This window comes from Agrobacterium vitis (genome assembly GCF_013337045.2).
Classification (GTDB): Bacteria; Pseudomonadota; Alphaproteobacteria; order Rhizobiales; family Rhizobiaceae; genus Allorhizobium; species Allorhizobium vitis_B.
On record NZ_CP118259.1, the window covers coordinates 3,746,767 to 3,767,927 of the forward strand.

Here is a 21,161-nt window from a genome sequence, read left to right on the forward strand (position 1 = left end):
AATGCGTAAACGTGCTGGCTGCTGCATAATTCCTTAAATCGGCGTGGATTTAAGGGGAAATTATGCAACAGATATAAAGTGCTACAGCGAACCTTTGTGCGCCATATTGGGCGCACGGCGCTGTAGGGTGAATTTGGTGTCTTGCAGTCGCAAATTTCGGTTCTTATATAGCCCGCATAAGGCAGCGTCGCTGCGCAATCCCGTAGACCACAATCCACGTCGAGGGGCTGTCACTGGAATGCCTGTCGGGGTTCGGACAGCCTGCTTCAAGGAGAGAATAAAATGGCAAAAGTAATCGGTATCGACCTTGGAACGACCAATTCCTGCGTTTCTGTCATGGACGGCAAGGATGCGAAGGTCATTGAAAATTCAGAGGGCGCGCGCACTACGCCGTCCATGGTGGCCTTTTCGGACGATGGTGAGCGCCTTGTCGGCCAGCCGGCCAAGCGCCAGGCGGTGACAAACCCCACCAACACACTCTTCGCTGTCAAGCGCCTGATTGGCCGCCGCTACGAAGATCCGACCGTTGAAAAGGACAAGGGCCTCGTGCCTTTCCCGATCGTCAAGGGCGACAATGGTGATGCCTGGGTCGAAGCTCAGGGCAAAGGTTACTCGCCAGCCCAGATCTCTGCGATGATCTTGCAGAAGATGAAGGAAACGGCAGAAGCTTACCTCGGCGAAAAGGTCGAAAAGGCTGTTATCACCGTTCCCGCTTACTTCAATGACGCCCAGCGTCAGGCCACCAAGGATGCAGGCCGCATCGCTGGTCTCGAAGTTCTGCGCATCATCAACGAGCCAACCGCTGCGGCTCTGGCTTACGGTCTCGATAAGACCGAAGGCAAGACCATTGCCGTTTACGACTTGGGCGGTGGTACCTTCGATATTTCCGTTCTGGAAATCGGCGATGGCGTGTTTGAAGTGAAGTCCACCAACGGCGACACCTTCCTCGGTGGTGAAGACTTCGACATGCGTTTGGTCGAATATTTGGCTGCCGAGTTCAAGAAGGAACAGGGCATTGAGCTGAAGAACGACAAGCTCGCTTTGCAGCGTCTGAAGGAAGCCGCTGAAAAGGCCAAGATCGAACTGTCTTCGTCGCAGCAGACCGAAATCAACCTGCCGTTCATCACCGCTGACGCTTCTGGTCCAAAGCATTTGACCATGAAGCTGACCCGCGCCAAGTTCGAAAACCTGGTGGACGATCTGGTTCAGCGCACTGTTGCACCGTGCAAGGCAGCCCTCAAGGATGCTGGCGTCACCGCCGCTGACATTGATGAAGTTGTTCTGGTTGGCGGCATGAGCCGCATGCCAAAGGTGCAGGAAGTTGTGAAGCAGCTGTTCGGCAAGGAGCCACACAAGGGTGTGAACCCGGACGAAGTGGTTGCCATGGGTGCTGCCATTCAGGCTGGCGTTCTGCAGGGCGACGTCAAGGACGTTCTGCTGCTCGACGTTACCCCGCTGTCGCTCGGCATTGAAACCCTCGGCGGTGTCTTCACCCGTCTGATCGACCGTAACACGACGATCCCGACCAAGAAGAGCCAGGTGTTCTCGACCGCTGACGACAATCAGCAGGCCGTGACCATCCGCGTGTCTCAGGGTGAGCGCGAAATGGCGCAGGACAACAAGCTGCTCGGCCAGTTCGACCTCGTTGGTCTGCCACCATCACCACGCGGCGTTCCACAGATCGAAGTGACCTTCGATATCGACGCCAACGGTATTGTGCAGGTCTCGGCCAAGGACAAGGGCACCGGCAAGGAACAGCAGATCCGCATTCAGGCCTCCGGTGGTCTGTCGGATGCTGACATCGAGAAGATGGTCAAGGACGCTGAAGCCAATGCTGAAGCCGACAAGAACCGTCGCGCTGTGGTTGAAGCCAAGAACCAAGCTGAAAGCCTTGTTCACTCCACCGAGAAGTCGGTGAAGGATTACGGTGACAAGGTATCGGCAGAGGACCGCAAGGCGATCGAGGATGCGATTGCAGCCCTGAAGGCGTCGGTTGAAACCTCGGAGCCGAACGCCGAGGACATTCAGGCCAAGACCCAGACCTTGATGGAAGTGTCCATGAAGCTTGGTCAGGCGATCTACGAGTCCCAGCAGGCCGAAGGCGGTGCCGAGGGTGGGCCAAGTGGTCACCATGATGATGGCATCGTCGATGCCGATTATGAAGAAGTGAAGGACGACAACACGAAGAAGTCTGCTTGATGCGGAATTCGCGGCGTCATACCTTTGTGAGATGGCTGGCCTTCGGGCCAGCCGCGTTTGCTTTGGCAGGGTGCCTCGCCGCGCATGCGGCAGCGGGGGCCGATGTTCACCAGAAAGTCAGTGCTGCCGAAGCGTCTATCCTCCAGGCGATTGCCAAGCGGGATACGGCGCTGCTGCGGCGAACCGTTGGTGGTCTCGGTCCGCTGATCGAGGATGCCTTGAAGCGCAAGAAGTCCGGTGGGCAGGTCTCTTCCTGCGATCTGGCGGCCCACTCCCTGGGCTTTGCCGGCATGTCGCTGTCGGAGGCGGTCACGCAAAAGGGCGCGGCGCGAAAAATGCTGATGGATGATGCCCGCCAGGCGGCGGCAGATTTTAACAGGGACATGTCTGCCTGCGATGCGCAGGTGGGACAGAAGACAAGCAACCACGCGGGTGTGGAAAAAGCTTTGAGAGCTTTGTAGGACGATGGCAAAAGCAGATTTCTACGAGACCCTCGGTGTCTCCAAAACCGCAGATGAAAAAGAGCTGAAAAGCGCCTTCCGCAAGCTGGCGATGAAGTTTCACCCGGACAAAAATCCGGGTGATGCGGAATCCGAGCGGAAGTTCAAGGAAATCAACGAGGCCTATGAAACGCTGAAGGACCCGCAAAAACGGGCCGCCTATGACCGTTTCGGACACGCTGCCTTTGAGCAGGGTGGCATGGGCGGTGCTGGTGGCGGTGGTGGTTTTGCCGGCGGCGGCTTCTCGGATATTTTCGAGGACATCTTTGGCGAGATGATGGGCGGCGGTCGTGGCGGCGGTGCGCGTGGACGCTCCAGCGGCGGCCGTGAACGTGGTGCCGACCTGCGCTACAATATGGAAATTTCGCTGGAGGAAGCCTTTACCGGCAAGACGGCGCAGATCCGGGTTCCGACCTCGATTACCTGCGAAGTCTGTTCCGGTTCGGGCGCCAAGCCCGGCACCAAGCCGACCACCTGCGCCACTTGCCAGGGGTCTGGCCGGGTGCGGGCTGCTCAGGGCTTCTTTTCCATCGAGCGGACCTGCCCGACCTGCCAGGGCCGGGGCCAGACGATCAGCGATCCCTGCGGCAAGTGCCACGGCCAGGGCCGCGTTACGGAAGAGCGTCAGCTGTCCGTTTCCATTCCGTCCGGTATTGAAGATGGAACGCGCATTCGTCTTCAGGGCGAGGGCGAAGCGGGCCTGCGAGGCGGGCCTTCAGGCGATCTCTATATCTTCCTGTCGGTCAAGCCGCACCAGTTCTTCCAGCGCGAAGGTGCCGATCTCTACTGCTCTGTGCCGATCTCGATGACAACAGCCGCACTGGGCGGCACGTTCGATGTGACCACGCTGGACGGAACCAAGTCGCGGGTCACCGTGCCTGATGGTACCCAGCCCGGCAAGCAGTTCCGTTTGAAGGGCAAGGGCATGCCGGTGCTGCGCTCGGCGCAGATGGGGGATCTCTACATCCAGATCCAGATCGAGACGCCGCAGAAGCTCACCAAGCGTCAACGCGAGCTGCTGCAGGAATTCGACCAGATTTCCTCCAAGGAGAACAATCCGGAATCGACTGGATTTTTCGCCCGGATGAAAGAGTTCTTCGAGGGTTGATGAAAAAAGGCCGGTGCGTTTCGCATCGGCCTTTTCCATGGTCAATAATGCGGTGGCTTGGTGATCGGCACACTGTCGGCTGATTGTTCTTCGAGACTGAGAAACCGTTCCGTCAGCCGATCAAGCTTGGCGCGGGTCTGCTCCACCACCTTCCACTGCTCGGTCAACTGATCCGAAAGCTCTTCGATGGTCTTGGCCTGATAGGCAACCGTTTCTTCAAGCCGGATCAGGCGGTCTTCTGGATCGGGCTCTTTTGCGTTAGCCATGGTGTGCTCCTTCCGGTTGCTACTTGGCCGGTGTGCTGCTGCCATTGTCTTCGTCAGGACGAGCTACTGCATAATTGCCTGAAACGGAATTGCTTTGGGCTTGATGCAGAAAATAAAATGATACAGCTTCTTTCGTGTCTTACATATGACGCTACAGCTTTGTCCCGTGAGACGGTTTGATATGGGAATGCATGGCTGAAAAAACCTTCATCAACCGGCTGCAGCTGACAGATTTCCGCAATTACGGTTCTGCCTCCTTGCGGCTCGATAGTCGGCATGTGGTGCTGACCGGCAATAACGGCTCCGGCAAGACCAATTTGATGGAAGCGGTTTCATTTCTCTCGCCAGGGCGCGGGTTGCGCCGGGCGGTCCTATCGGATGTGGCGCGGGCTGGTGCGGCAGGTGGATTTTCGATTTTTGCCAGCCTGGAGGGCATGGCCGGCGACGTGGAACTAGGCACCGGCTCGGAGGTTCTGGACGAGACGGCGGTGCGGCGTCTGCGCATCAATGGAGCCACGGTGCGCTCCGTCGATGAATTGACCGATCATCTGCGAGTCCTCTGGCTGACGCCAGCCATGGACGGTCTCTTTACCGGCTCCTCGTCCGAGCGGCGCCGGTTTCTGGATCGGCTGGTCCTGTCGATCGACCCGCAGCATGGTCGTCGCGCCAGCGATTTCGAGCGTGCCATGCGCAGCCGCAACAAACTGCTCTCTGAAGGCCGCTTCGATGCCAGTTGGCTTGCCGGGATCGAGCAGCAGATGGCAGCACTCGGCATTGCCATGGCGCTCGCCCGTCAGGAAATGATGCGCTTGCTGGCCGCCCTTATCGAGCAGCGACGGGAGCCTGAAACTTTTCCGGGAGCAGAACTGATGCTGTCGGGCTTCATGGATGACCATCAAGGCACGGCGGCTATCGATCTTGAAGACAGCTATCGCGATCGTCTGGCCGGTTCCAGGGGTAGGGATGCAGCGGCAGGCCGCACGCTGGAGGGACCACATCGCAGCGATCTTCTGGTGCGTCACCGGGAAAAAGACATGGAAGCCGAGCGTTGCTCGACCGGCGAGCAAAAGGCTCTGCTGATCGGCCTGATCCTTGCCCATGCCGAACTGGTGGCGACCATGACCGGCTTTGCGCCGATCCTGCTTTTGGATGAAATTGCCGCCCATCTCGACGAGGGCCGCCGTGCTGCCCTGTTCGACCGGATCGACGTGCTCGGCGGCCAGGCCTTCATGACCGGCACCGATGGGCAGATGTTTGCAAGTCTGGGTGATCGGGCACAATTCGTGACCGTGGATGACGGTCATCTTTCATTGTGACTATTCGGAAAGCCAAAGACATGCGACAACAGGCCATGGAGCCGCTTTCACCCGAAGAAATCCAGCGTTATCAACGCCACATCCTGTTGCCGGAAATCGGCGGGGCAGGCCAGCAGAAGCTGAAAGCCGCCCGCGTGCTGGTGATTGGCGCAGGCGGGCTTGGCGCGCCCGTGCTGCAATATCTGGCGGCAGCCGGTATCGGCACGCTGGGCATCGCCGATGACGATCACGTCTCGCTCTCCAATCTGCAACGGCAGGTGATCCATGATAGCGGCACGCTGAACGACCTGAAGACGGAAAGCGCCGCAAGGGCCATTGCCAGGCTCAACCCCCATGTGCGCGTGATACAGTTCGAGCAGCGCTTCGATGCGGATTTCGCGGCAATACATCTGCCCGGGTTTGATCTGCTGATCGACGGTTCGGACAATTTCGACAGCCGCTATGCCGCCGCCGATGCCGGACAACAACATTGCCGCCCATTGGTGACGGGAGCTGTCGGGCGCTTTGAAGGCTCGCTGACAGTGCTGAAACCCTATGAGACCGGGCCGGATGGGGTGCTCTATCCTGGCTACCGCGATCTTTTTCCGGAAAAGCCACCTGCGGGTCTCATTCCCACCTGCGCCGAGACCGGCATTATCGGTGCGCTGACCGGGGTGATCGGCACCTTGATGGCGATGGAAGCGATCAAACTTATGACCGGCATTGGGGAACCGTTAGTAGGGCGTCTGCTAATGTATGATGCCCTGTCCGCCCGGTTCGACACGGTGCGATACCGGCGTCGTGACAGCAACAAGTCCACGCCATGACAAAACAGACCAGAGCGATGACAGGAACAGGAAAGGCTGACCATGGTCGAGATCATTCAGATCGACGAGCATTTTGAAAATTGGGATGATCTTCTGGCGCTGGTGCTGGAAGCTTTCGACTACATGCACCCGCTGATCGATCCGCCGTCTTCGGCGTTGAAGCTGACGCCGGAAGCCCTGAAAGCCAAGGCGCATGAGGAAATCGGCTATGCCGCCCTGATCGATGGCAAGTTGGTCGGCTGTCTATTCTGCCGCCAGAGCGAGGCGGATCGGCTCTATGTCGGCAAGGTCGCCGTTCTTCCAGGCCTTCAGGGACAAGGGATTGGCCGCGCCATGCTGAAAGCGGCAGAAGGTGTTGCTCATGCCTGTGGTGTCAGGCACTTGCAGTTGGAAACGCGTATTGAGCTTGACAATAATCACAGGCGTTTCGAAAAATGGGGTTTCCATGTTGTCGGCGAAAAAAGCCATCCCGGTTATGACCGGGCAACGTTCGTGCTGATGGAAAAGCCACTCGTCTGATTGATACGAACAGCCATTGAACATGGCTGTTCGTATTTCGGTTTCGACTATCTCAAGCCTTTTATGAAAGCATCTGTGATCAGTCGCGCCCCGGCAAAACCCGGTTTGGCGGTCTGTGGCCATCGAAATAGGTGCGAATATTGATGATTACCTTGTCACCCATATCGATCCGGCCTTCAATCGTTGCTGATCCCATATGCGGCAGCAATACGACCTTGCCGTCTTCCGCCAGCTTCAACAGCTTCGGATTGACCGCCGGTTCATTCTCGAACACATCCAGGCCCGCGCCCGCGATCTTGCCCTCGCGGATGCATTGAATGAGGGCGCTCTCATCGATAATGCCGCCCCGGGCGGTGTTGACGATATAGCTGGTCGGCTGCATCAGCGCCAAGCGCCGTGCCGACAGAAGATGATAGGTGGCCGGTGTTGAGGGACAATTGACCGAGACGATATCGACCCGCGCCAGCATCTGGTCAAGACTGTCCCAATAGGTTGCCTCCAGCTCATCTTCCGTCTGCGGGCTGACCCGTTTGCGGTTGTGATAGTGGATGGCGAGGCCGAAAGCCTTGGCGCGCCGCGCGACTGCGGTGCCGATCCGGCCCATGCCGACAATGCCGATTCGCTTGCCCCAGATCCGCCGTCCGAGCATCCAGGTCGGAGACCATCCGGCCCATTCGCCGGGCTGGTCGGTTAGAATGCGCGAGCCTTCCGCCAGGCGCCGTGGTCCGGCGAGAATCAGCGCCATGGTCATATCGGCAGTATCTTCGCTCAGCACATTCGGCGTATTGGTCACGGTAATGCCCTTGCGGGCCGCTGCATCGACATCGATATGGTCGGTGCCGTTGGAAAAGCTGGCAATCAGCTTCAGTTGCGGGCCAGCCGCCTCGATCAATCCGGCATCGATTCGGTCGGTCACGGTCGGCACCAGAACATCACAGGTTTTCACCGCATCCATCAGTGCGTCCCGGCTGCGTGGTGTGTCGTCAATGTTCAACTCTGCCTCGAACAATTCCCGCATGCGGGTTTCCACTGCGTCCGGCAGTTTGCGTGTGATGTAAACCTTGGTCTTTTTCCGCTGGGTCATGAAGACTTTCGATGCTTTGTAAACAGGTCCTTAACCAACACAGGCGATGATTCCGGCCAGTCGTCGCGCGTCGCTGGCGCGGGACGGATGTTTCAAGAGGTTTCGCCAGCTCCGCATTATTATTTTCGAGCCACAGGGTCGAAAGAAATATTGCGCAGTCAGGTTCATTTCTATCAAACCTGTCCGGGAAGACAAATACATCTTCGCCGTCAAGGATCACATACAGGCGACGGAACCGCTGGCGGGGGCTTCGGGTTTCGTTCGATCTATCGACCAACGGAAATGCCATGCCCAACGGGTTCAAACGCTCCTGTCTCATTCCTTTCATCGCCGCTCTCTGTGTCATATGGGCAGGCGCCGCCGTCGCGCAAGGTCCAACCAAGGGCATGAGCGGCCTGCCGCTGCCGCGCTTCGTGACGTTGAAATCGGCACGGGTCAATCTGCGCATCGGTCCCAGTACGGATTATGCGACATCCTGGATGTATACCCGTTCAGGTTTGCCGGTGGAAATCATTCAGGAGTATGACAATTGGCGGCGCATTCGCGACGCTGATGGCACTGAGGGCTGGGTGAACCAGACATTGCTGTCCGGCGAACGCAGTGCGCTTGCAGCGCCGTGGATGAAGGGCAAGGGCGACGATATCTATGTGAACATGCGCCGCGATGGGCAGGCCGGAGCAGGCGTGGTCGCCAAGCTTCAACCCGGCGTGCTGATCAAGCTGCTGGAATGCAATGGCAATTGGTGCCGCGCCGAAGTGGACGGCACCAAAGGATGGGTCGCCCAGGGGGAAATCTGGGGCGCCTATCCCGGAGAAGCCTTCAAGTAAGAGAGGCCTTCAAATAAGGGGAAGCCTCCAAATTACAGAAGGCTTCCCATAACCGGGAGTTTTAAATAAGCCCTGCTTCGGCGGCTGCCTCTTGCAGCGAGGCCAGCGGTCTCGGTCCCATCTGCTGGATGACCAGACCGGCTGCAAGGCAACCGAGCTTGCCACATTCTTCCAGAGACCGCCCCTGCGTATAGCCGTAAAGAAAACCGGAGGCGAACAGATCGCCAGCACCGGTCGTGTCGACCAGTTCGGCGATGGTGGTGGCAGGCACATGGATGCGCTCGCTGCCGCGGATGATCATCGCTCCCTCTTCGCTCATGGTCACGGCGGCCAGTTTGCAATCCTTGGCGATCTGGTCCAGCACTGCGTCGAAATCCTCTGTCTCATAGAGGGCGAGCGCTTCCTGCCGGTTGGCAAACACGATATCGACGGTGCCTGAGCGCATCAGGTCGAGGAATTCGGCGCGGTAGCGATGCACGCAGAAACTGTCGGACAAAGTCATCGACATTTCCCGCCCATGCTCATGGGCAATACGGGCGCAATCGACGATCGCCTGCTTGGCGCGTGGCGGGTCCCAGAGATAGCCTTCGAAATAGGTGACCTTGGCCTGTTTCACCACCTCCGGCTCGACATCTTCAGGACCGAACTCCACGCAGGCGCCGAGATAGGTGTTCATCGAGCGTTCGCCGTCCTCGGTGACGAAAATCATGCAGCGAGCGGTCGGCGGATGCTGGCCCTTGGCCGTGGTCTGGTAATGAACGCCCTGGGCGCGAATGTCATGGGCGAAAATCGTCCCGAGCTGGTCTTCGGCGACCTTGCCGAAATAAGCAGCCTTGCCGCCGAAATTAGCAATACCTGCCGCCGTATTGCCCGCACTGCCGCCGGAGGCCTCGATGGCTGGCCCCATCAGGCTGTAAAGCCGTGTGGCGCGTTCCGCATCGATCAGGTTCATGGCGCCCTTGACGATGCCGTTTTCTTCCAGGAATTGATCCTCACAGCGGGAGATGATGTCAACGATAGCGTTACCGATGGTGAGCACGTCGAATTGCGTCATGGGAGGCTGCATCCGTCCATTGATATTACGATAAGCTCTTAGCGAATTTTGGCGTTCAGGAAAGACAAAATCGCAGCACTTAATGGGTTCTCCGGTTGTTGGCGTATTTTTAGCGCGCCACAGTTGCTGCATCTGGTTTTATTGTGGCATCCTTCGTCGTTAACGACAGCGCTTCTTCTGCCGGTAACGCCTTGCTGAATAAGAAGCCCTGACCGAAATCGCAGCCAATGCTTTTCAGAAAGGCCAGCTGATTTTCGTCCTCGATGCCCTCGGCAGTGGTGGCAATGCCAAGGCCCTGCCCAAGGCCAAGAATGGCGCGCATGATGTCTTCCTGTTTTTTATCGACGTCGTAGCTCATGACGAAACTCCGGTCGATCTTGATCTTGTCGAAGGTGAATTTCGACAATTGCGACAGGCTGGAATAGCCGGTGCCAAAATCGTCCAAGGCAATGCGGATGCCGCTCTGTCGGAGGTCGGCCAGGATCTGGGATGCCAGTTCGATATCATGCACCAGCGCTGTCTCGGTGATCTCGATTTCCAGCCGGCTGGGCGGAAATCCTGTCTCCATCAGGATCGACATGATCCGCAGGCTCAACTGCCGGTCAATGAATTGCGTTGGCGAGATGTTGAAGGCCAGCCGCACCGTGTCGGGCCATTGCAGCGCGTCAAGACAGGCCTGGCGAAACAGACTATCCGACAGCTCAACGATCAGCCCGGCGGTTTCCGCCAATTCGATGAAGTCGCTGGGGGGGACATAGTGGTTGGGGCCGGTCTTCCACCGCGCCAAAGCCTCGAATCCACGCAATTCACCGGACTTGAGGTCAATCAATGGCTGGTAGTAGGGAACAATCAGATTGTCGCGGATCGCACGCTTCAGCGCCATTTCGGTTTCGGCCCGCCGCATGACCCGGTCTTCCATGATCCGCTCGAAGCCATAGACGCTGTTCTGCCCGGCTTTCTTGGCGACATACATCGCCACATCGGCACAGTGCGTGGCATCCTTGAAATCGTCGCTGTCTTCCGGAAACAGCGCAAAACCGACACTGGCGCCGATTTCGCTGGTCATGCCGCCAATATCGTAAGCATTGCACAGAAGCCTGACAATATGCTGGCCGGCATGGCGATAATCCATATTCGCCGAGCGAGGGCTGACCAGCAGGAATTCGTCACCGCCCATCCGGTAGACATCGGCATTGGGCAAGGCATGCGTCAAGCGCTGCGCCACTTCGCGCAAAAGCAGGTCGCCGCCCTGGTGGCCTACGAGGTCGTTGACCTTCTTGAACCCGTCGAGATCTATGGAATAGATCACCCAATGGCGTCCATCCTGCACGGCTTCCATCTCCGCCTGCCGATCGGACAGCGCCCGGCGATTGGGAAGGCCTGTCAGGGGGTCGTGATGGGCCAGCCAGTCCATATTGTCTTCGGCGGCATTTCTCAACCGGATCTCGGCTTTCAGTTCGCCGATCCGTCTGGCCGCGAAGATAAGGCTGAGCAGGCCGGTGATAGCGACGGCATTGAAGAGTTCATCGAGCTGTAAGGCTTCGTTGCGATGCAGGAAGGCGTCGAGATGTTCATGGAGGTCGAAACGGATGGCAATCGTCCATATCGCAGCCCCGACACTCAGCAAAATAGCAGCGTCTTTTATAGGCTTGTTCTGAAATATGGATGCCATCTTCACGCTGTCGATCTCCCCAGCCACGGTCAACCCCGTTTGCCAGCCATGACGAAAGCACATTCACTGTGAAATAGGAGTTAAAAATATTCCTTAAATAGAAAATACGCGGATGTGATGGGTATAGGCCCGATGCTCGATCTGGTCACCACCCGGACTATGCTCATTCCAGAGCGTGGTTATTGCATCCCGGATGGCTATCCAGTGTAGAAAGACCAGTCCCGATTAAACGGCGATCTTCAGCTAGTGCATGTGTTCGGTGGCCTGCGTGTCGTTCATTGGCACCCATTGCAGACCGCCATTGTACCGCCCGGCCATGCGGCCCTGCTCGTCGAGGGAGAAGAGGTTTAGCCAGCCGTTATCGAACAGGGCGCGCACTCCGTCATGGCGTCCCAGGACCTCGCTGATTGCCTCAACAGGCGCCTCAAGGCAGACCGACAAGCGCAGCGGTTCATGTGCATAATCCTGTCCGTCATGGACCGATTGCCAGGGAAGACCGGCCCGCAAAAGCCCGCCATTGCCTTCCACCACGCCGATACCGCCGGTGACATTGTGCAGAAGCTTGTTGCCACCGCCGAAAGCCTCGGGCGCTACGGTCGAGCCGTAATATTGCAGGCTGATCCAGCTCGCAACGATGACCGGGGCGGTCAGGATCAGTTCGAGCGTGCTGAATCCGTTATCCTGCGTCCAATCATAATCATGCAGGAAGGCCCGCCCTTCGAGATTTTTAGCAGCAGTACGCGATCTGGGGGCGGCGATAAAGGCCTTGCAGCCAGCCAACGCCCATTCTGGCCGGATCTCTGCCCAATCTCGGCTGCGTTTCGAGACGGTCGCTTCGTCTAGCGCGCGCGGTAGGCGAAGGGCACGCTCGCCTCTTGCAAGCCTGCCGGCATCGGCAAGCCAGGTTCTGGCCTGCGCGATATCGGCCTCATGGGTTTGGGAGGGATGATCATCCGCATAGAGCATCACCCGGTCGGTGGTCGTATCATGAAGGGCTGCCAGAAACAGTGTATCCTGCGGGATCGCGATACCGGTCTCGATCAGTCCGGCCCGGACATCAGGGTCATTCAGCAAGACCGCCAGCAACCGGGCATTGACCTCTCCCGAATAGCCGCCGCAGGCACCGCAATGCAGGCCACTGGCATGGGGATTGTTGACGGTATTGGCGCCGTGCCCTGTCAGAAGCACCAGCCGTGCAAAGCCCGAGGTCAGCGACATGGCGCGCAGCACCGCACCGGCGGCCTTGATCCGGGTCGCTACATCAAGCGCCGGGTCGAGTTGGGGGGCGGGATCATTTGGAACTGGAGCGTGGGGGAGGCCGAGGGCATCACTCAGCAATTTGCCGACATAGATCGGCCCTGTGGCCTCGACGAAAGCGAAGGAAGAGACGGCGGCCAGCTTGAACCGGCCCCAGGCCCGCTTCGCCCGCGCCTTGACCCGCTGCGGCTCGGCATCCTCGGCCCTGTTGGGTCCGCCAGCGCTGGATTTGAGTGCAGGGTTGAGGAGAACCGGAAGCCGCAATTCCTCGACATCGGAGGCAAAGCGGCGATGCGCCGTGCCCAGACCGAAAAAGCCTGCAAAGCCAAGCGTCTGGATCTGTGGATCGGTGCTCTCTAGCGCACGGCGAAACACTTCCGAGCGCACATCGATGCAGAAGGCGGCCTGAACCAGAGGCCGGGTTTCGCATTTCTGCGGGGCAGTTTTTGTCAAAGTCCGAGCCAGTTCCCGCTGTGCCGCCCGTTCGGCTGCGTCCTGAAGGATGGCGTCGATTAACAGATCGGGCGTCGCCACGACCGGTGCCGCATGGGCCGCCCGCATATGCGCCCAGGCTTCGCCGATTTGGTCGCCATAGCGCAGAAACAGCGCCTCCTCCCATATCAGCCGGATTGCCAGAAGGTCCGTAATCGTTTGGTCGGCACCACCGGCCAGTTCCGCTTGCCAGAGCTTGTAGCGTGCATATTGCCCCCAACCGCCCAATGACATCAGCATCTGATGAAAATAGGTCTCCAGCGCCCCGGCAGGCAGACTGAGACGGATGGATGCACGGGCGATAACCGCCATCGCCGTTTCCGGCGCCTCCGACACATGCCGTGCAAAACCGCGCAGACCGGCGATTTCCGGCGTCAGGTCATGGGTTGCCACGGCCCGCCAGGCGCTATAGGCGCTTTTGCCACGCGGCGCGGCCCACAGCGCCTGTCCCTCATCGAAATAGCCCGCCATCCAGGCGCCGAGCCGTTCAGTGATGAGACCCGGCCATTCCACCCCGGAGACCTGCGCCGCCAGATCCGCCACTGAGGACAGTGCTTTTGGCCTTGGTGGGTTGAGAGTGGCTGCAGCCTTCAGGGCGGCAAGATCGGTTGGCCGCAGATCGGCAGGCGCGCAGGCCCAGGCGGCCAGCAGATCCGCATCGGAAATCTCGCCTGCGGCGATCTTCTGCTGGTACCAGTGGCGCGGCATGGTGATGGTGATGCCTGCCACGCGCGCCAGCCGGGCGCCCGCCTGGGCTAGGGTTTCGCCAGCCTGCCCGAGAAAGGGATTGACGGCGACGCTCGACATCAGCGGCCAGACGGGGGGAATGGCACGCGCGGCACGGTCCGCCGCCGTCTCGAAGATCATTGGATCGGCTTGGGTCGGGATATGGCTATGCAACATGGTCAAAACTCCGATTTCATCAAGACAGGCTGCGGATCGACCAGCCACCGACCAGGCGGTCGAAGATGGCATTGACGTAGAAGCCGTTGGAAAGATGGACGCGCAGGCCCGCCGCTGCCGGATGATAGGCCCAGAGCGGAAACATGGCCTGCACCACGGCAACCAGACCGAAGCTGACGACGGCCAGCACGATCAGCGCCCATTCCAGCGGTTGCGGTGCAGGCGTGGGGGGCAAGATCCCTGAGGTCATCAGGGTGGCAGCCATTTGCAGTGCGAAATAGCCGACCGAGGTCGCTATGGCATAAACCGCCGTGCGCCGGGTCAATGCCTTGGGGGCTGCATCGGCAAAGCCTTGGGCGAGCATGTAGGCGACACCGAAAATCAGGATGGCGCCAAGTGCAATGGCCTGTGGCGATTTATGTGTCAGCCCGAAACACAGACCCACGACGCAGTAGATGGCAAGGGCAGACAGAAAGGCTCGCCCGACCGCGCCCGCATCGGGTACGGCCACCGGGCCGGGCCGGGGAAGTGCTGCAACCCGCTCCACCGCGCCACCAGAGGCCAGAAATGAGTGGGCCTTATAGAGCGAATGCGCCACGATATGCAGCAGGGCCAGCGCAAACAGCCCCAGGCCGCATTCGAAGATCATGAAGCCCATCTGAGCAACGGTGGACCAGGCCAGCGAGGTTTTGACCGCCGGTTGGGTCAGCATCACCAGACTGCCGAACAAGGCCGTGAAGCCGCCCAGTATGACCAGCGCTGCCAGCACGCCGGGAGCGAGCAGCATGACATCGGCAAAACGGATCAGCAGAAAGCCACCGGCATTGATCACCCCGGCATGCAAAAGCGCTGAGACGGGGGTTGGCGTTTCCATCACTTCGGTCAGCCAGCCATGGGTGGGAAACTGCGCGGATTTAAGCGCGGCTGCCAGCGCCAGCAGGCCTGCTGCGGCAACAATAAGGGCTCCGCTCTGTCCTGCGTCATATCCGGCACGGGCAGCATTGAGATTTTCACCGATATCGGCGGTTCCATAGGCGATTGCCAGCAAAGCGGCCGCACCGGCCAGCGCTGCATCGCCGAGGCGGGCGGTGATGAATTTCTTGCGTGCGGCGCGCTGGGCCGCCACCCGGCCCGGATAAAACAGCAGCAATTTGTGGAGAAACAGACTGGTGGCGATCCAGGCGAGCACCAGTTGCAGCAGGTTGCCCGCCATGACCAGCATCAGCACCGAGGCGAGGGTGGCGCAGAGCCAGCCGGTGAACGGCCCCTGCCGGTCTTCGCCGTCCAGATAAGTGGCGGCATAGCGTGTGACCACCCAGCCGATGAATGTCACCAGAACCAGCATGGTGGCGCTGACGGCATCCAGCCGAACCGATAGACCCACCGTGGCAAACCCAATCAACGGGCTGTTGCCTGGGCCAATCATGATCAGCGTGATAACTGAGGCCAGTGCGACTGCAAGCGCCAACAGCGCGGCTGCTTGGGCCAGTCGAGGACTATGTCTGGGCCGTTGCTGTTGTTGCGTAAAGCTGATGGCGGCGCTTACAAGCAGGGCAAGGGGCGCCAGCAAGGGTAGGAAATGAATGGACACGGAGGTATTCCCTTCAGGCAGGATCGCTTCGGGAGCCACTACTATCCAAGACCTGTTCCCAAGAAAAATTCATTGTTTTGTCGATATCGTTCGTTTTAAAAGAACGATATGAGAGATCTTAATTTCAATCATCTGCGCTATTTCTGGGCGGTCGCGCATGAAGGCAGCCTGACACGTGCCGCTCAACACATGAACCTGTCGCAATCGGCACTCTCGGTTCAGATCCAGAAACTTGAACATCAGATGGGGCATGCGCTGTTCGAGCGTGTCGGCAAGAAGCTTGTGCTGACAGAGGCTGGGCAGATCGCGCTCGATTATGCAGATACGGTGTTCAAGGCCGGTGACGAATTGATGAGCACGCTCAGTGGCCGCCCCACCTCCAGCCGCCAAGTGCTGCGGGTCGGGGCGCTGACGACGCTGTCGCGCAACTTCCAGCTGGAATTCCTGCGCCCGCTGGTCGGTCGCTCCGACGTGGAACTGATCGTGCGGTCCGGCAATATGCGCGATCTTCTGGCGCAACTCGAAGCCCATGCCGTCGATGTGGTGCTGGCAAATAGCGCTGCCCCGCGTGATGCACGCTCACTGCTGCGCAATCATCTGCTGAACGAGCAACCGGTCAGCCTGGTCGGTCGCCCCCGGCTTGGTGGGCAGAGTTTCACATTCCCCCACGATCTGAGCACCGAGCCATTGCTGCTGCCCAGCCTCGACAGTGATATCCGCGTGGCCTTCGACCGGATTCTCGAAATGGCTGGCATCAGACCGGTCATTCTTGCCGAGGTGGACGATATGGCGATGCTTCGCCTTTTGGCACGCGAGCGTGAAGGTGTCACACTGGTGCCACCCATTGTCGTGCGCGACGAACTGGAGACTGGCTTGCTCATTGAGCATTGCCGTATTCCCGAAGTGACGGAGAGCTTTTACGCTATAATTCAGAAGCGGCGGTTTCCAAACACATTGCTGGCTGAATTGCTAGAGCATCGCACCGAAAAGTGGGAACCGGTTTTCGGTGCGATGCAGTGACTAAAACTGAGAACAACGTGCCGTTTGCGATTTTCTTCTCAATGCTCTGACGATGCGAGAGCGCCAAGGATCTGGGCAAAAGGGGACGGAAACTGATCCCGTCCCGGATTTACATCATTCCCACTCGATCGTGCCGGGCGGCTTGGATGTCACGTCATAGACGACACGGTTGATGCCGCGGACTTCGTTGATGATGCGGGTGGCGGCGCGGCCTAGGAACTCCATGTCATAGTGGTAGAAGTCAGCGGTCATGCCATCGACGGAGGTGACGGCGCGCAGCGCGCAGACGAATTCATAGGTACGGCCATCGCCCATCACGCCGACGGTCTGGACCGGCAGCAGCACGGCGAAGGCCTGCCAGATAGCATCGTAAAGGCCAGCCTTGCGGATTTCGTCCAAATAGATGGCGTCTGCTTCGCGCAGGATGTCGAGCTTTTCGCGGGTGACGCCGCCCGGGCAGCGGATGGCAAGGCCAGGGCCGGGGAAGGGATGACGGCCAATGAACGAGTCGGGCAGGCCAAGCTCCTTGCCCAGAACGCGCACTTCGTCCTTGAACAATTCACGCAGCGGTTCCACCAGCTTCATGTTCATCCGGTCCGGAAGGCCGCCGACATTGTGGTGGCTCTTGATGGTGACAGACGGGCCGCCGGAGAAGGAAACGCTTTCGATGACGTCAGGATAGAGCGTGCCCTGGCCGAGGAAGTCTGCGCCGCCGAGCTTCTTGGCTTCTTCCTCGAAGGTCTCGATGAACAGGCGGCCAATGATCTTGCGCTTGGTTTCCGGGTCGGACACGCCTTCCAGCTCGCCGACGAAGCGGTCGATGGCATCGACATGGATCAGATGGAGATTGTAATGTTCCTTGAACATGGCAACGACATCTGCCGCCTCGTTCTTGCGCATCAACCCGTGGTCAACCAGAATGCAGGTCAACTGGTCGCCGACCGCCTCATGGATCAGCAGAGCTGCGACCGAACTATCGACCCCGCCGGACAGGGCGCAGATCACCCGCTTGTCACCGACCTGGGCACGGATCTGCTCGACCGCCTTGGCGCGGTAGGCCGACATGCTCCAGTCGCCGGTAATGCCAGCGATATTATGGACGAAATTCTGGATCAGCTTGGCACCATCAGGCGTATGCACCACTTCCGGGTGGAACTGTACGGCGTAGTATTTGCGGGCCTCATCGGCAATGAACGCGAAGGGCGCATTGGACGAGGTGGCCAGAACCCGAAAGCCCGGCGGGATCGCGGTGACGCGGTCGCCATGCGACATCCAGACCTGATGGCGTGAGCCAACCGACCAGAGGCCTTCGAACAGCTTGCAATCCTGCTCGATCTCAAGGAAGGCACGCCCGAATTCGCGGTGATGTCCGGCTTCCACCTTGCCACCCAGTTGGGCGCAGATGGTTTGCTGGCCATAGCAGATACCGAAGATCGGCAGGCCGCTGTCGAAAATCACCTGGGGAACGCGAGGACTGCCTTCATCCAGTGCCGAGGCGGGGCTTCCAGACAGGATAACCGCCTTTGGCTTCAACCGCGCGAAGCCCTCTTCGGAGGACTGGAAAGGGACGATTTCGCAATACACGCCGGTTTCACGAACGCGCCGCGCAATCAGCTGCGTTACCTGGCTGCCGAAATCGATGATGAGAACGCTGTCGGGATGTGCTGTCTGGGTCATGTCGAGCCTTTAATGAAAAGCAGTGTCCGTGGCAATCCGGGAAATGCCGGCATGGCAAAAAATCTCTTGTTCGGCGCGGCCGGATCAGAACCAGAAGGTGCCGTATTCCACCGCCTTGACCAGCGCGTCTACCGCCTGGGCCAGATTGCGGTCAACGACACCAAGATACTCCGTCCAGTCGCCGACATGTTTCAGTTCCGCCTTGCCATCAGAAATGCCGCGAAGGCCGATCAGCGGCAGGTTGAAGGTCTGGCAGGCGCGCAGCACCGCATAGGTTTCCATATCGACCATGTCGGCGGAGATACTGTCATAGACCGGGCCTGAGACGATATTGCCGCCGGTCGACAGGCTGGCCACGGCAACGCCGGGAATGCGCAGCGGCAGGTCCACCGTAGCTGGCAGATCGAGGAAGGGTGTACGGCCTTTCTCGAAACCGAGCGGCGAGGCGTCCATATCCCGGTAAGCGACTGAGGAGACCTGGTAGACCGCGGTCTGTTCCAGCCGTGACGAGCCTGCCGAACCCAGCGAGACGACGAGATCGGGAAGCGTTCCTGCTGCCTGGAGGTCTCTTAGGGCATTGGTGGTGACAATGGCGCTTTCCACCGGACCGACCCCGGTCATCAGCGGTTGGATGCGCAGGCGCAGGAGCGGGCCATATTCGGCATCGACGGCCATGACGAACAGAATGGACTTGCTGCACACCGATTTCAGATCAAACGTCATTCCCTGATATCCTCACGGCCCCGCATCACCATCAGTGTGCTGGTCATCGAGGCAATTAATTTGGCTGGGCCGTCGGAGATGGCATAGCCACGGCCGTCGGCGACGATAATGGTGGAGCCGGGCTTGGTGATCTCGCCGCGAAACAGAAACCGGTCGCCGCGCCCGGGCGACATCATATTGACCTTGAATTCGATGGTCAGCAGCGAGGTCTCCGGTGCGATCACCGTATAGGCGGCGTAGCTGCAAGCTGTGTCGAGGGCGGCGGAAATCACGCCTGCATGCAGGAAGCCATGCTGCTGGGTGAGCTTGTCGTGAAAAGCCAGCTCGATTTCCACCAGTTTATGGCTGATGCGGGTCAATTCCGCGCCGATGGTCTGCATGGCGCCCTGCCGTGCAAAGCTTGCCGTGATCCGTTGCTGGATATCCGCGTCCATGTGGCTGCCGCCTCTTTCCCTCTCGTCTGCCTGCCATTTGGCATGACAGAACCGGTTCGGCAAGCCTGTTGATCGGGTTTGGCCTGTTGATGGGCTTTGGGCACGACGGTTTTGCGGCGGTGGTTAATTCAGCAGGAAAAGCGCGCCGTTCAGCACAGTGGCGAAAGAAACCCAGGCGAAATAGGGGATGAAGCATAGCATCGCCACCCGGTCCAGGCGCCGGACCTGCCAGACAAAGGCGAGGATCAGCGCCAGCATCGGCAGGATGACAATCAGGCCAAGACCGGTGCTGTGTGCGCCGAAGAACGCCGGAGACCAGAGGAAATTCAGCAGCATCTGGCCAAACCACAGCGCCATGGCACGCGATGCGCCCCGCGATTGCCGCATCCGCTGCCAGATCCGAGCGCCTGCAAGGCCGATCAGCACATAAAGCACGGTCCAGACTGGCCCGAAGATCCAGCCGGGCGGATTGAAAAAAGGCTTTTCTAGCCCGTCATACCAGTCGCCCGGCAGATTGGTCAGGCCGATCATTGTGCCGATACCGGTGACGGCGGCCATGAAGATGAGATTGGTGAGAGCACTGCGCATGACGAGACTATCTATAGCATCAAGCCCTGGATGGAAGGGGATAAGCGATCCTTAGATGCGAATGATGTGCTGGTCCCAGTTCACGGTCTCTGATCTGTCCAGGAACCGGCCATCATAGGAGGACGTCGCAAAGCCATGGGCCGCAGGCGCGATACCAGCCGCCTCGCTCAGGCTGGCGGTGTCCAGCACCTTGCCGCTATCGGCATCCAGTGTTACCGAAAGGCCGCCATTTGGTGAGGTGATACCGACCAGTCCCTCGCGACGGTTGACGGCAATCGCCCCGACATAATTGGCAAGTCCACGGGTGATATCCGGCGGCAGATCGAGCCAGTGCAGGGCTTCGCCCCGCCTGAAATGGCCGACCAGTGGCGGCAGGTCGCGGCGTGGGCCTTCATACTGGCAGGCAAACCAGATCCGGCCACGCGCGTCGAGATCGATATGCCGGGTGGAAAGCTGGCGCAGGGCGTCTGGCAGCGCGTGTTTTTCAATCAATGCGCCGGTCCTGGCATCGGCCAGCACCAGAGATGGCTGCATATGGTCGAGATTGAGCTTGGTGCGGCCAAAATCTGGATTGGTCTCAATGCCGCCATTGGCGATGATCAGCAAGCTGCCGTCATCGCTGACGCTCATGTCATGGGTGCCAATGCCATGGGCGGAAAATTCGCCGATCCGGCTAAACCCGTTAGTCGCATCGTAAAGCCCGATCATGCCGCGATTGTTGTCGAAATCGTTCTCGCTGGCATAGAGCAGCTTGCCATCGGGGGAAAAATGCCCGTGGCCGTAGAAATGGCGGCCCGCCGGGGCGTTGACGACCACGGGTGCCACCTGCTGTTGCCGGTCGAAGATGAAAATGAATGTGCCGGGACGCCTCGCAAAGGCGGCCACCTTATTGGCGCTGGCCGCAAGCCCATGGGCGCGGCCTGGCAGGGCGACGCGCGCAACGATCCGGCCATCTTCGCTGAGCAAGGCGGCGCCAAACGATCCATCTTGGCCACGAAAGGCGGAGGCATAGACGGCATCGGTTGCCGTCAGCGCTTGCGCCTGCGCCTCAGTCAGCCCGGCCAGATAAACGGCGCCTGCGGCTTTCAGAAAGTGTCGTCGGTCCATCAACGCGCCGCGCATCGG

19 protein-coding genes are annotated in these 21,161 nt (G+C 59.4%); 8 read left to right on the forward strand and 11 right to left on the reverse strand.

What is annotated here, in order from left to right; all coding sequences use genetic code 11:
* Positions 1–282: 282 nt before the first annotated feature.
* From dnaK to dnaJ, 3 genes are read left to right on the forward strand one after another with little or no spacing between them, the layout of a single operon-like run.
* A complete protein-coding gene (gene dnaK / locus G6L01_RS17645) occupies positions 283–2,199 on the forward strand; it encodes a molecular chaperone DnaK (RefSeq protein ID WP_070163932.1) in 1,917 nt (638 codons plus the stop codon).
* Positions 2,199–2,660, forward strand: a complete 462-nt coding sequence (locus tag G6L01_RS17650) for a hypothetical protein (protein ID WP_012654730.1) — start codon at positions 2,199–2,201, stop codon at positions 2,658–2,660. The genes dnaK and G6L01_RS17650 overlap by 1 nt, the downstream gene beginning before the upstream one ends.
* Positions 2,661–2,664: 4 nt before the next feature.
* Positions 2,665–3,807, forward strand: coding sequence for a molecular chaperone DnaJ (gene dnaJ, locus G6L01_RS17655; RefSeq protein ID WP_070163931.1), 1,143 nt, complete (start codon positions 2,665–2,667; stop codon positions 3,805–3,807).
* Between the two features lie 41 nt (positions 3,808–3,848).
* Here dnaJ and G6L01_RS17660 read toward each other — a convergent pair whose 3' ends face one another.
* On the reverse strand, positions 3,849–4,073 hold the full coding sequence (locus tag G6L01_RS17660) for a SlyX family protein (protein WP_070163930.1): 225 nt from the start codon (positions 4,071–4,073) through the stop codon (positions 3,849–3,851).
* A 191-nt stretch (positions 4,074–4,264) separates the two neighbouring features.
* On the opposite strand from G6L01_RS17660, the gene recF reads away from it, so the two are divergent.
* From recF to G6L01_RS17675, 3 genes are read left to right on the forward strand one after another with little or no spacing between them, the layout of a single operon-like run.
* The gene (gene recF, locus G6L01_RS17665; RefSeq protein ID WP_070163929.1) at positions 4,265–5,389 is read left to right on the forward strand and encodes a DNA replication/repair protein RecF; all 1,125 of its coding nucleotides are present in this window, start codon (positions 4,265–4,267) and stop codon (positions 5,387–5,389) included.
* A gap of 20 nt (positions 5,390–5,409) precedes the next feature.
* Positions 5,410–6,195 (forward strand): molybdopterin-synthase adenylyltransferase MoeB, encoded by a 786-nt coding sequence (locus G6L01_RS17670; protein ID WP_070163928.1) that lies wholly within the window; start codon positions 5,410–5,412, stop codon positions 6,193–6,195.
* Between the two features lie 42 nt (positions 6,196–6,237).
* Positions 6,238–6,714, forward strand: a complete 477-nt coding sequence (locus G6L01_RS17675) for a GNAT family N-acetyltransferase (protein ID WP_081343974.1) — start codon at positions 6,238–6,240, stop codon at positions 6,712–6,714.
* Between the two features lie 79 nt (positions 6,715–6,793).
* On the opposite strand, the gene G6L01_RS17680 is transcribed toward G6L01_RS17675, so the two are convergent.
* Positions 6,794–7,798: a 2-hydroxyacid dehydrogenase gene (locus G6L01_RS17680; protein WP_070163926.1), complete on the reverse strand. Its 1,005-nt coding sequence runs from the start codon at positions 7,796–7,798 to the stop codon at positions 6,794–6,796.
* A gap of 287 nt (positions 7,799–8,085) precedes the next feature.
* Between G6L01_RS17680 and G6L01_RS17685 the strand changes: the two genes are divergently transcribed.
* Entirely contained in the window at positions 8,086–8,625 is a 540-nt protein-coding gene (locus tag G6L01_RS17685; protein WP_070163925.1) for an SH3 domain-containing protein, read from the forward strand.
* Positions 8,626–8,686: 61 nt separating this feature from the next.
* On the opposite strand, the gene G6L01_RS17690 is transcribed toward G6L01_RS17685, so the two are convergent.
* The 4 genes from G6L01_RS17690 to G6L01_RS17705 form a co-directional block, all read right to left on the reverse strand.
* Positions 8,687–9,679 (reverse strand): adenosine kinase, encoded by a 993-nt coding sequence (locus G6L01_RS17690; RefSeq protein ID WP_070163924.1) that lies wholly within the window; start codon positions 9,677–9,679, stop codon positions 8,687–8,689.
* A 109-nt stretch (positions 9,680–9,788) separates the two neighbouring features.
* Positions 9,789–11,351: a putative bifunctional diguanylate cyclase/phosphodiesterase gene (locus G6L01_RS17695; RefSeq protein ID WP_234891955.1), complete on the reverse strand. Its 1,563-nt coding sequence runs from the start codon at positions 11,349–11,351 to the stop codon at positions 9,789–9,791.
* 243 nt (positions 11,352–11,594) lie between these two features.
* Positions 11,595–14,003: a YbcC family protein gene (locus G6L01_RS17700; RefSeq protein ID WP_070163923.1), complete on the reverse strand. Its 2,409-nt coding sequence runs from the start codon at positions 14,001–14,003 to the stop codon at positions 11,595–11,597.
* A 19-nt stretch (positions 14,004–14,022) separates the two neighbouring features.
* Complete coding sequence (locus G6L01_RS17705; RefSeq protein ID WP_070164047.1) at positions 14,023–15,594, reverse strand: NADH-quinone oxidoreductase subunit L; 1,572 nt, start codon at positions 15,592–15,594, stop codon at positions 14,023–14,025.
* A gap of 108 nt (positions 15,595–15,702) precedes the next feature.
* Between G6L01_RS17705 and G6L01_RS17710 the strand changes: the two genes are divergently transcribed.
* Positions 15,703–16,614 carry a LysR family transcriptional regulator gene (locus G6L01_RS17710; RefSeq protein ID WP_070163922.1) on the forward strand — a complete coding sequence of 304 codons (912 nt, stop codon included), beginning with the start codon at positions 15,703–15,705 and terminating at the stop codon, positions 16,612–16,614.
* A 114-nt stretch (positions 16,615–16,728) separates the two neighbouring features.
* Here the strand turns inward: G6L01_RS17710 and guaA are convergent, their stop codons facing one another.
* From guaA to G6L01_RS17735, 5 genes are all read right to left on the reverse strand, one after another.
* The gene (gene guaA, locus G6L01_RS17715; RefSeq protein WP_012654745.1) at positions 16,729–18,291 is read right to left on the reverse strand and encodes a glutamine-hydrolyzing GMP synthase; all 1,563 of its coding nucleotides are present in this window, start codon (positions 18,289–18,291) and stop codon (positions 16,729–16,731) included.
* Between the two features lie 84 nt (positions 18,292–18,375).
* Positions 18,376–19,014, reverse strand: coding sequence for a 5'-methylthioadenosine/S-adenosylhomocysteine nucleosidase (locus G6L01_RS17720; RefSeq protein WP_070163843.1), 639 nt, complete (start codon positions 19,012–19,014; stop codon positions 18,376–18,378).
* On the reverse strand, positions 19,011–19,448 hold the full coding sequence (locus tag G6L01_RS17725; RefSeq protein ID WP_070163841.1) for a PaaI family thioesterase: 438 nt from the start codon (positions 19,446–19,448) through the stop codon (positions 19,011–19,013). Before G6L01_RS17725 ends, G6L01_RS17720 begins: the two co-directional genes overlap by 4 nt.
* Before the next feature lie 123 nt (positions 19,449–19,571).
* The gene (locus G6L01_RS17730) at positions 19,572–20,036 is read right to left on the reverse strand and encodes a TspO/MBR family protein (protein WP_070163839.1); all 465 of its coding nucleotides are present in this window, start codon (positions 20,034–20,036) and stop codon (positions 19,572–19,574) included.
* Between the two features lie 51 nt (positions 20,037–20,087).
* Positions 20,088–21,158, reverse strand: a complete 1,071-nt coding sequence (locus tag G6L01_RS17735; RefSeq protein ID WP_070163838.1) for a DUF1513 domain-containing protein — start codon at positions 21,156–21,158, stop codon at positions 20,088–20,090.
* Positions 21,159–21,161: the final 3 nt, after the last annotated feature.

Excerpts from the sequence above, each read along its gene's own strand:
- G6L01_RS17675 (WP_081343974.1), top strand. The coding sequence starts at position 6,238 with ATGGTCGAGATCATTCAGATCGACGAGCATTTTGAAAATTGGGATGAT.
- G6L01_RS17680 (WP_070163926.1), bottom strand. The coding sequence starts at position 7,798 with ATGACCCAGCGGAAAAAGACCAAGGTTTACATCACACGCAAACTGCCG.
- G6L01_RS17695 (WP_234891955.1), bottom strand. The coding sequence starts at position 11,351 with ATGGCATCCATATTTCAGAACAAGCCTATAAAAGACGCTGCTATTTTG.
- G6L01_RS17670 (WP_070163928.1), top strand. The coding sequence starts at position 5,410 with ATGCGACAACAGGCCATGGAGCCGCTTTCACCCGAAGAAATCCAGCGT.
- G6L01_RS17700 (WP_070163923.1), bottom strand. The coding sequence starts at position 14,003 with ATGTTGCATAGCCATATCCCGACCCAAGCCGATCCAATGATCTTCGAG.
- G6L01_RS17685 (WP_070163925.1), top strand. The coding sequence starts at position 8,086 with ATGCCCAACGGGTTCAAACGCTCCTGTCTCATTCCTTTCATCGCCGCT.
- G6L01_RS17660 (WP_070163930.1), bottom strand. The coding sequence starts at position 4,073 with ATGGCTAACGCAAAAGAGCCCGATCCAGAAGACCGCCTGATCCGGCTT.
- dnaK (WP_070163932.1), top strand. The coding sequence starts at position 283 with ATGGCAAAAGTAATCGGTATCGACCTTGGAACGACCAATTCCTGCGTT.
- dnaJ (WP_070163931.1), top strand. The coding sequence starts at position 2,665 with ATGGCAAAAGCAGATTTCTACGAGACCCTCGGTGTCTCCAAAACCGCA.
- G6L01_RS17735 (WP_070163838.1), bottom strand. The coding sequence starts at position 21,158 with ATGCGCGGCGCGTTGATGGACCGACGACACTTTCTGAAAGCCGCAGGC.
- G6L01_RS17710 (WP_070163922.1), top strand. The coding sequence starts at position 15,703 with ATGAGAGATCTTAATTTCAATCATCTGCGCTATTTCTGGGCGGTCGCG.
- G6L01_RS17690 (WP_070163924.1), bottom strand. The coding sequence starts at position 9,679 with ATGACGCAATTCGACGTGCTCACCATCGGTAACGCTATCGTTGACATC.
- guaA (WP_012654745.1), bottom strand. The coding sequence starts at position 18,291 with ATGACCCAGACAGCACATCCCGACAGCGTTCTCATCATCGATTTCGGC.
- G6L01_RS17650 (WP_012654730.1), top strand. The coding sequence starts at position 2,199 with ATGCGGAATTCGCGGCGTCATACCTTTGTGAGATGGCTGGCCTTCGGG.
- G6L01_RS17720 (WP_070163843.1), bottom strand. The coding sequence starts at position 19,014 with ATGACGTTTGATCTGAAATCGGTGTGCAGCAAGTCCATTCTGTTCGTC.
- G6L01_RS17725 (WP_070163841.1), bottom strand. The coding sequence starts at position 19,448 with ATGGACGCGGATATCCAGCAACGGATCACGGCAAGCTTTGCACGGCAG.
- G6L01_RS17730 (WP_070163839.1), bottom strand. The coding sequence starts at position 20,036 with ATGCGCAGTGCTCTCACCAATCTCATCTTCATGGCCGCCGTCACCGGT.
- recF (WP_070163929.1), top strand. The coding sequence starts at position 4,265 with ATGGCTGAAAAAACCTTCATCAACCGGCTGCAGCTGACAGATTTCCGC.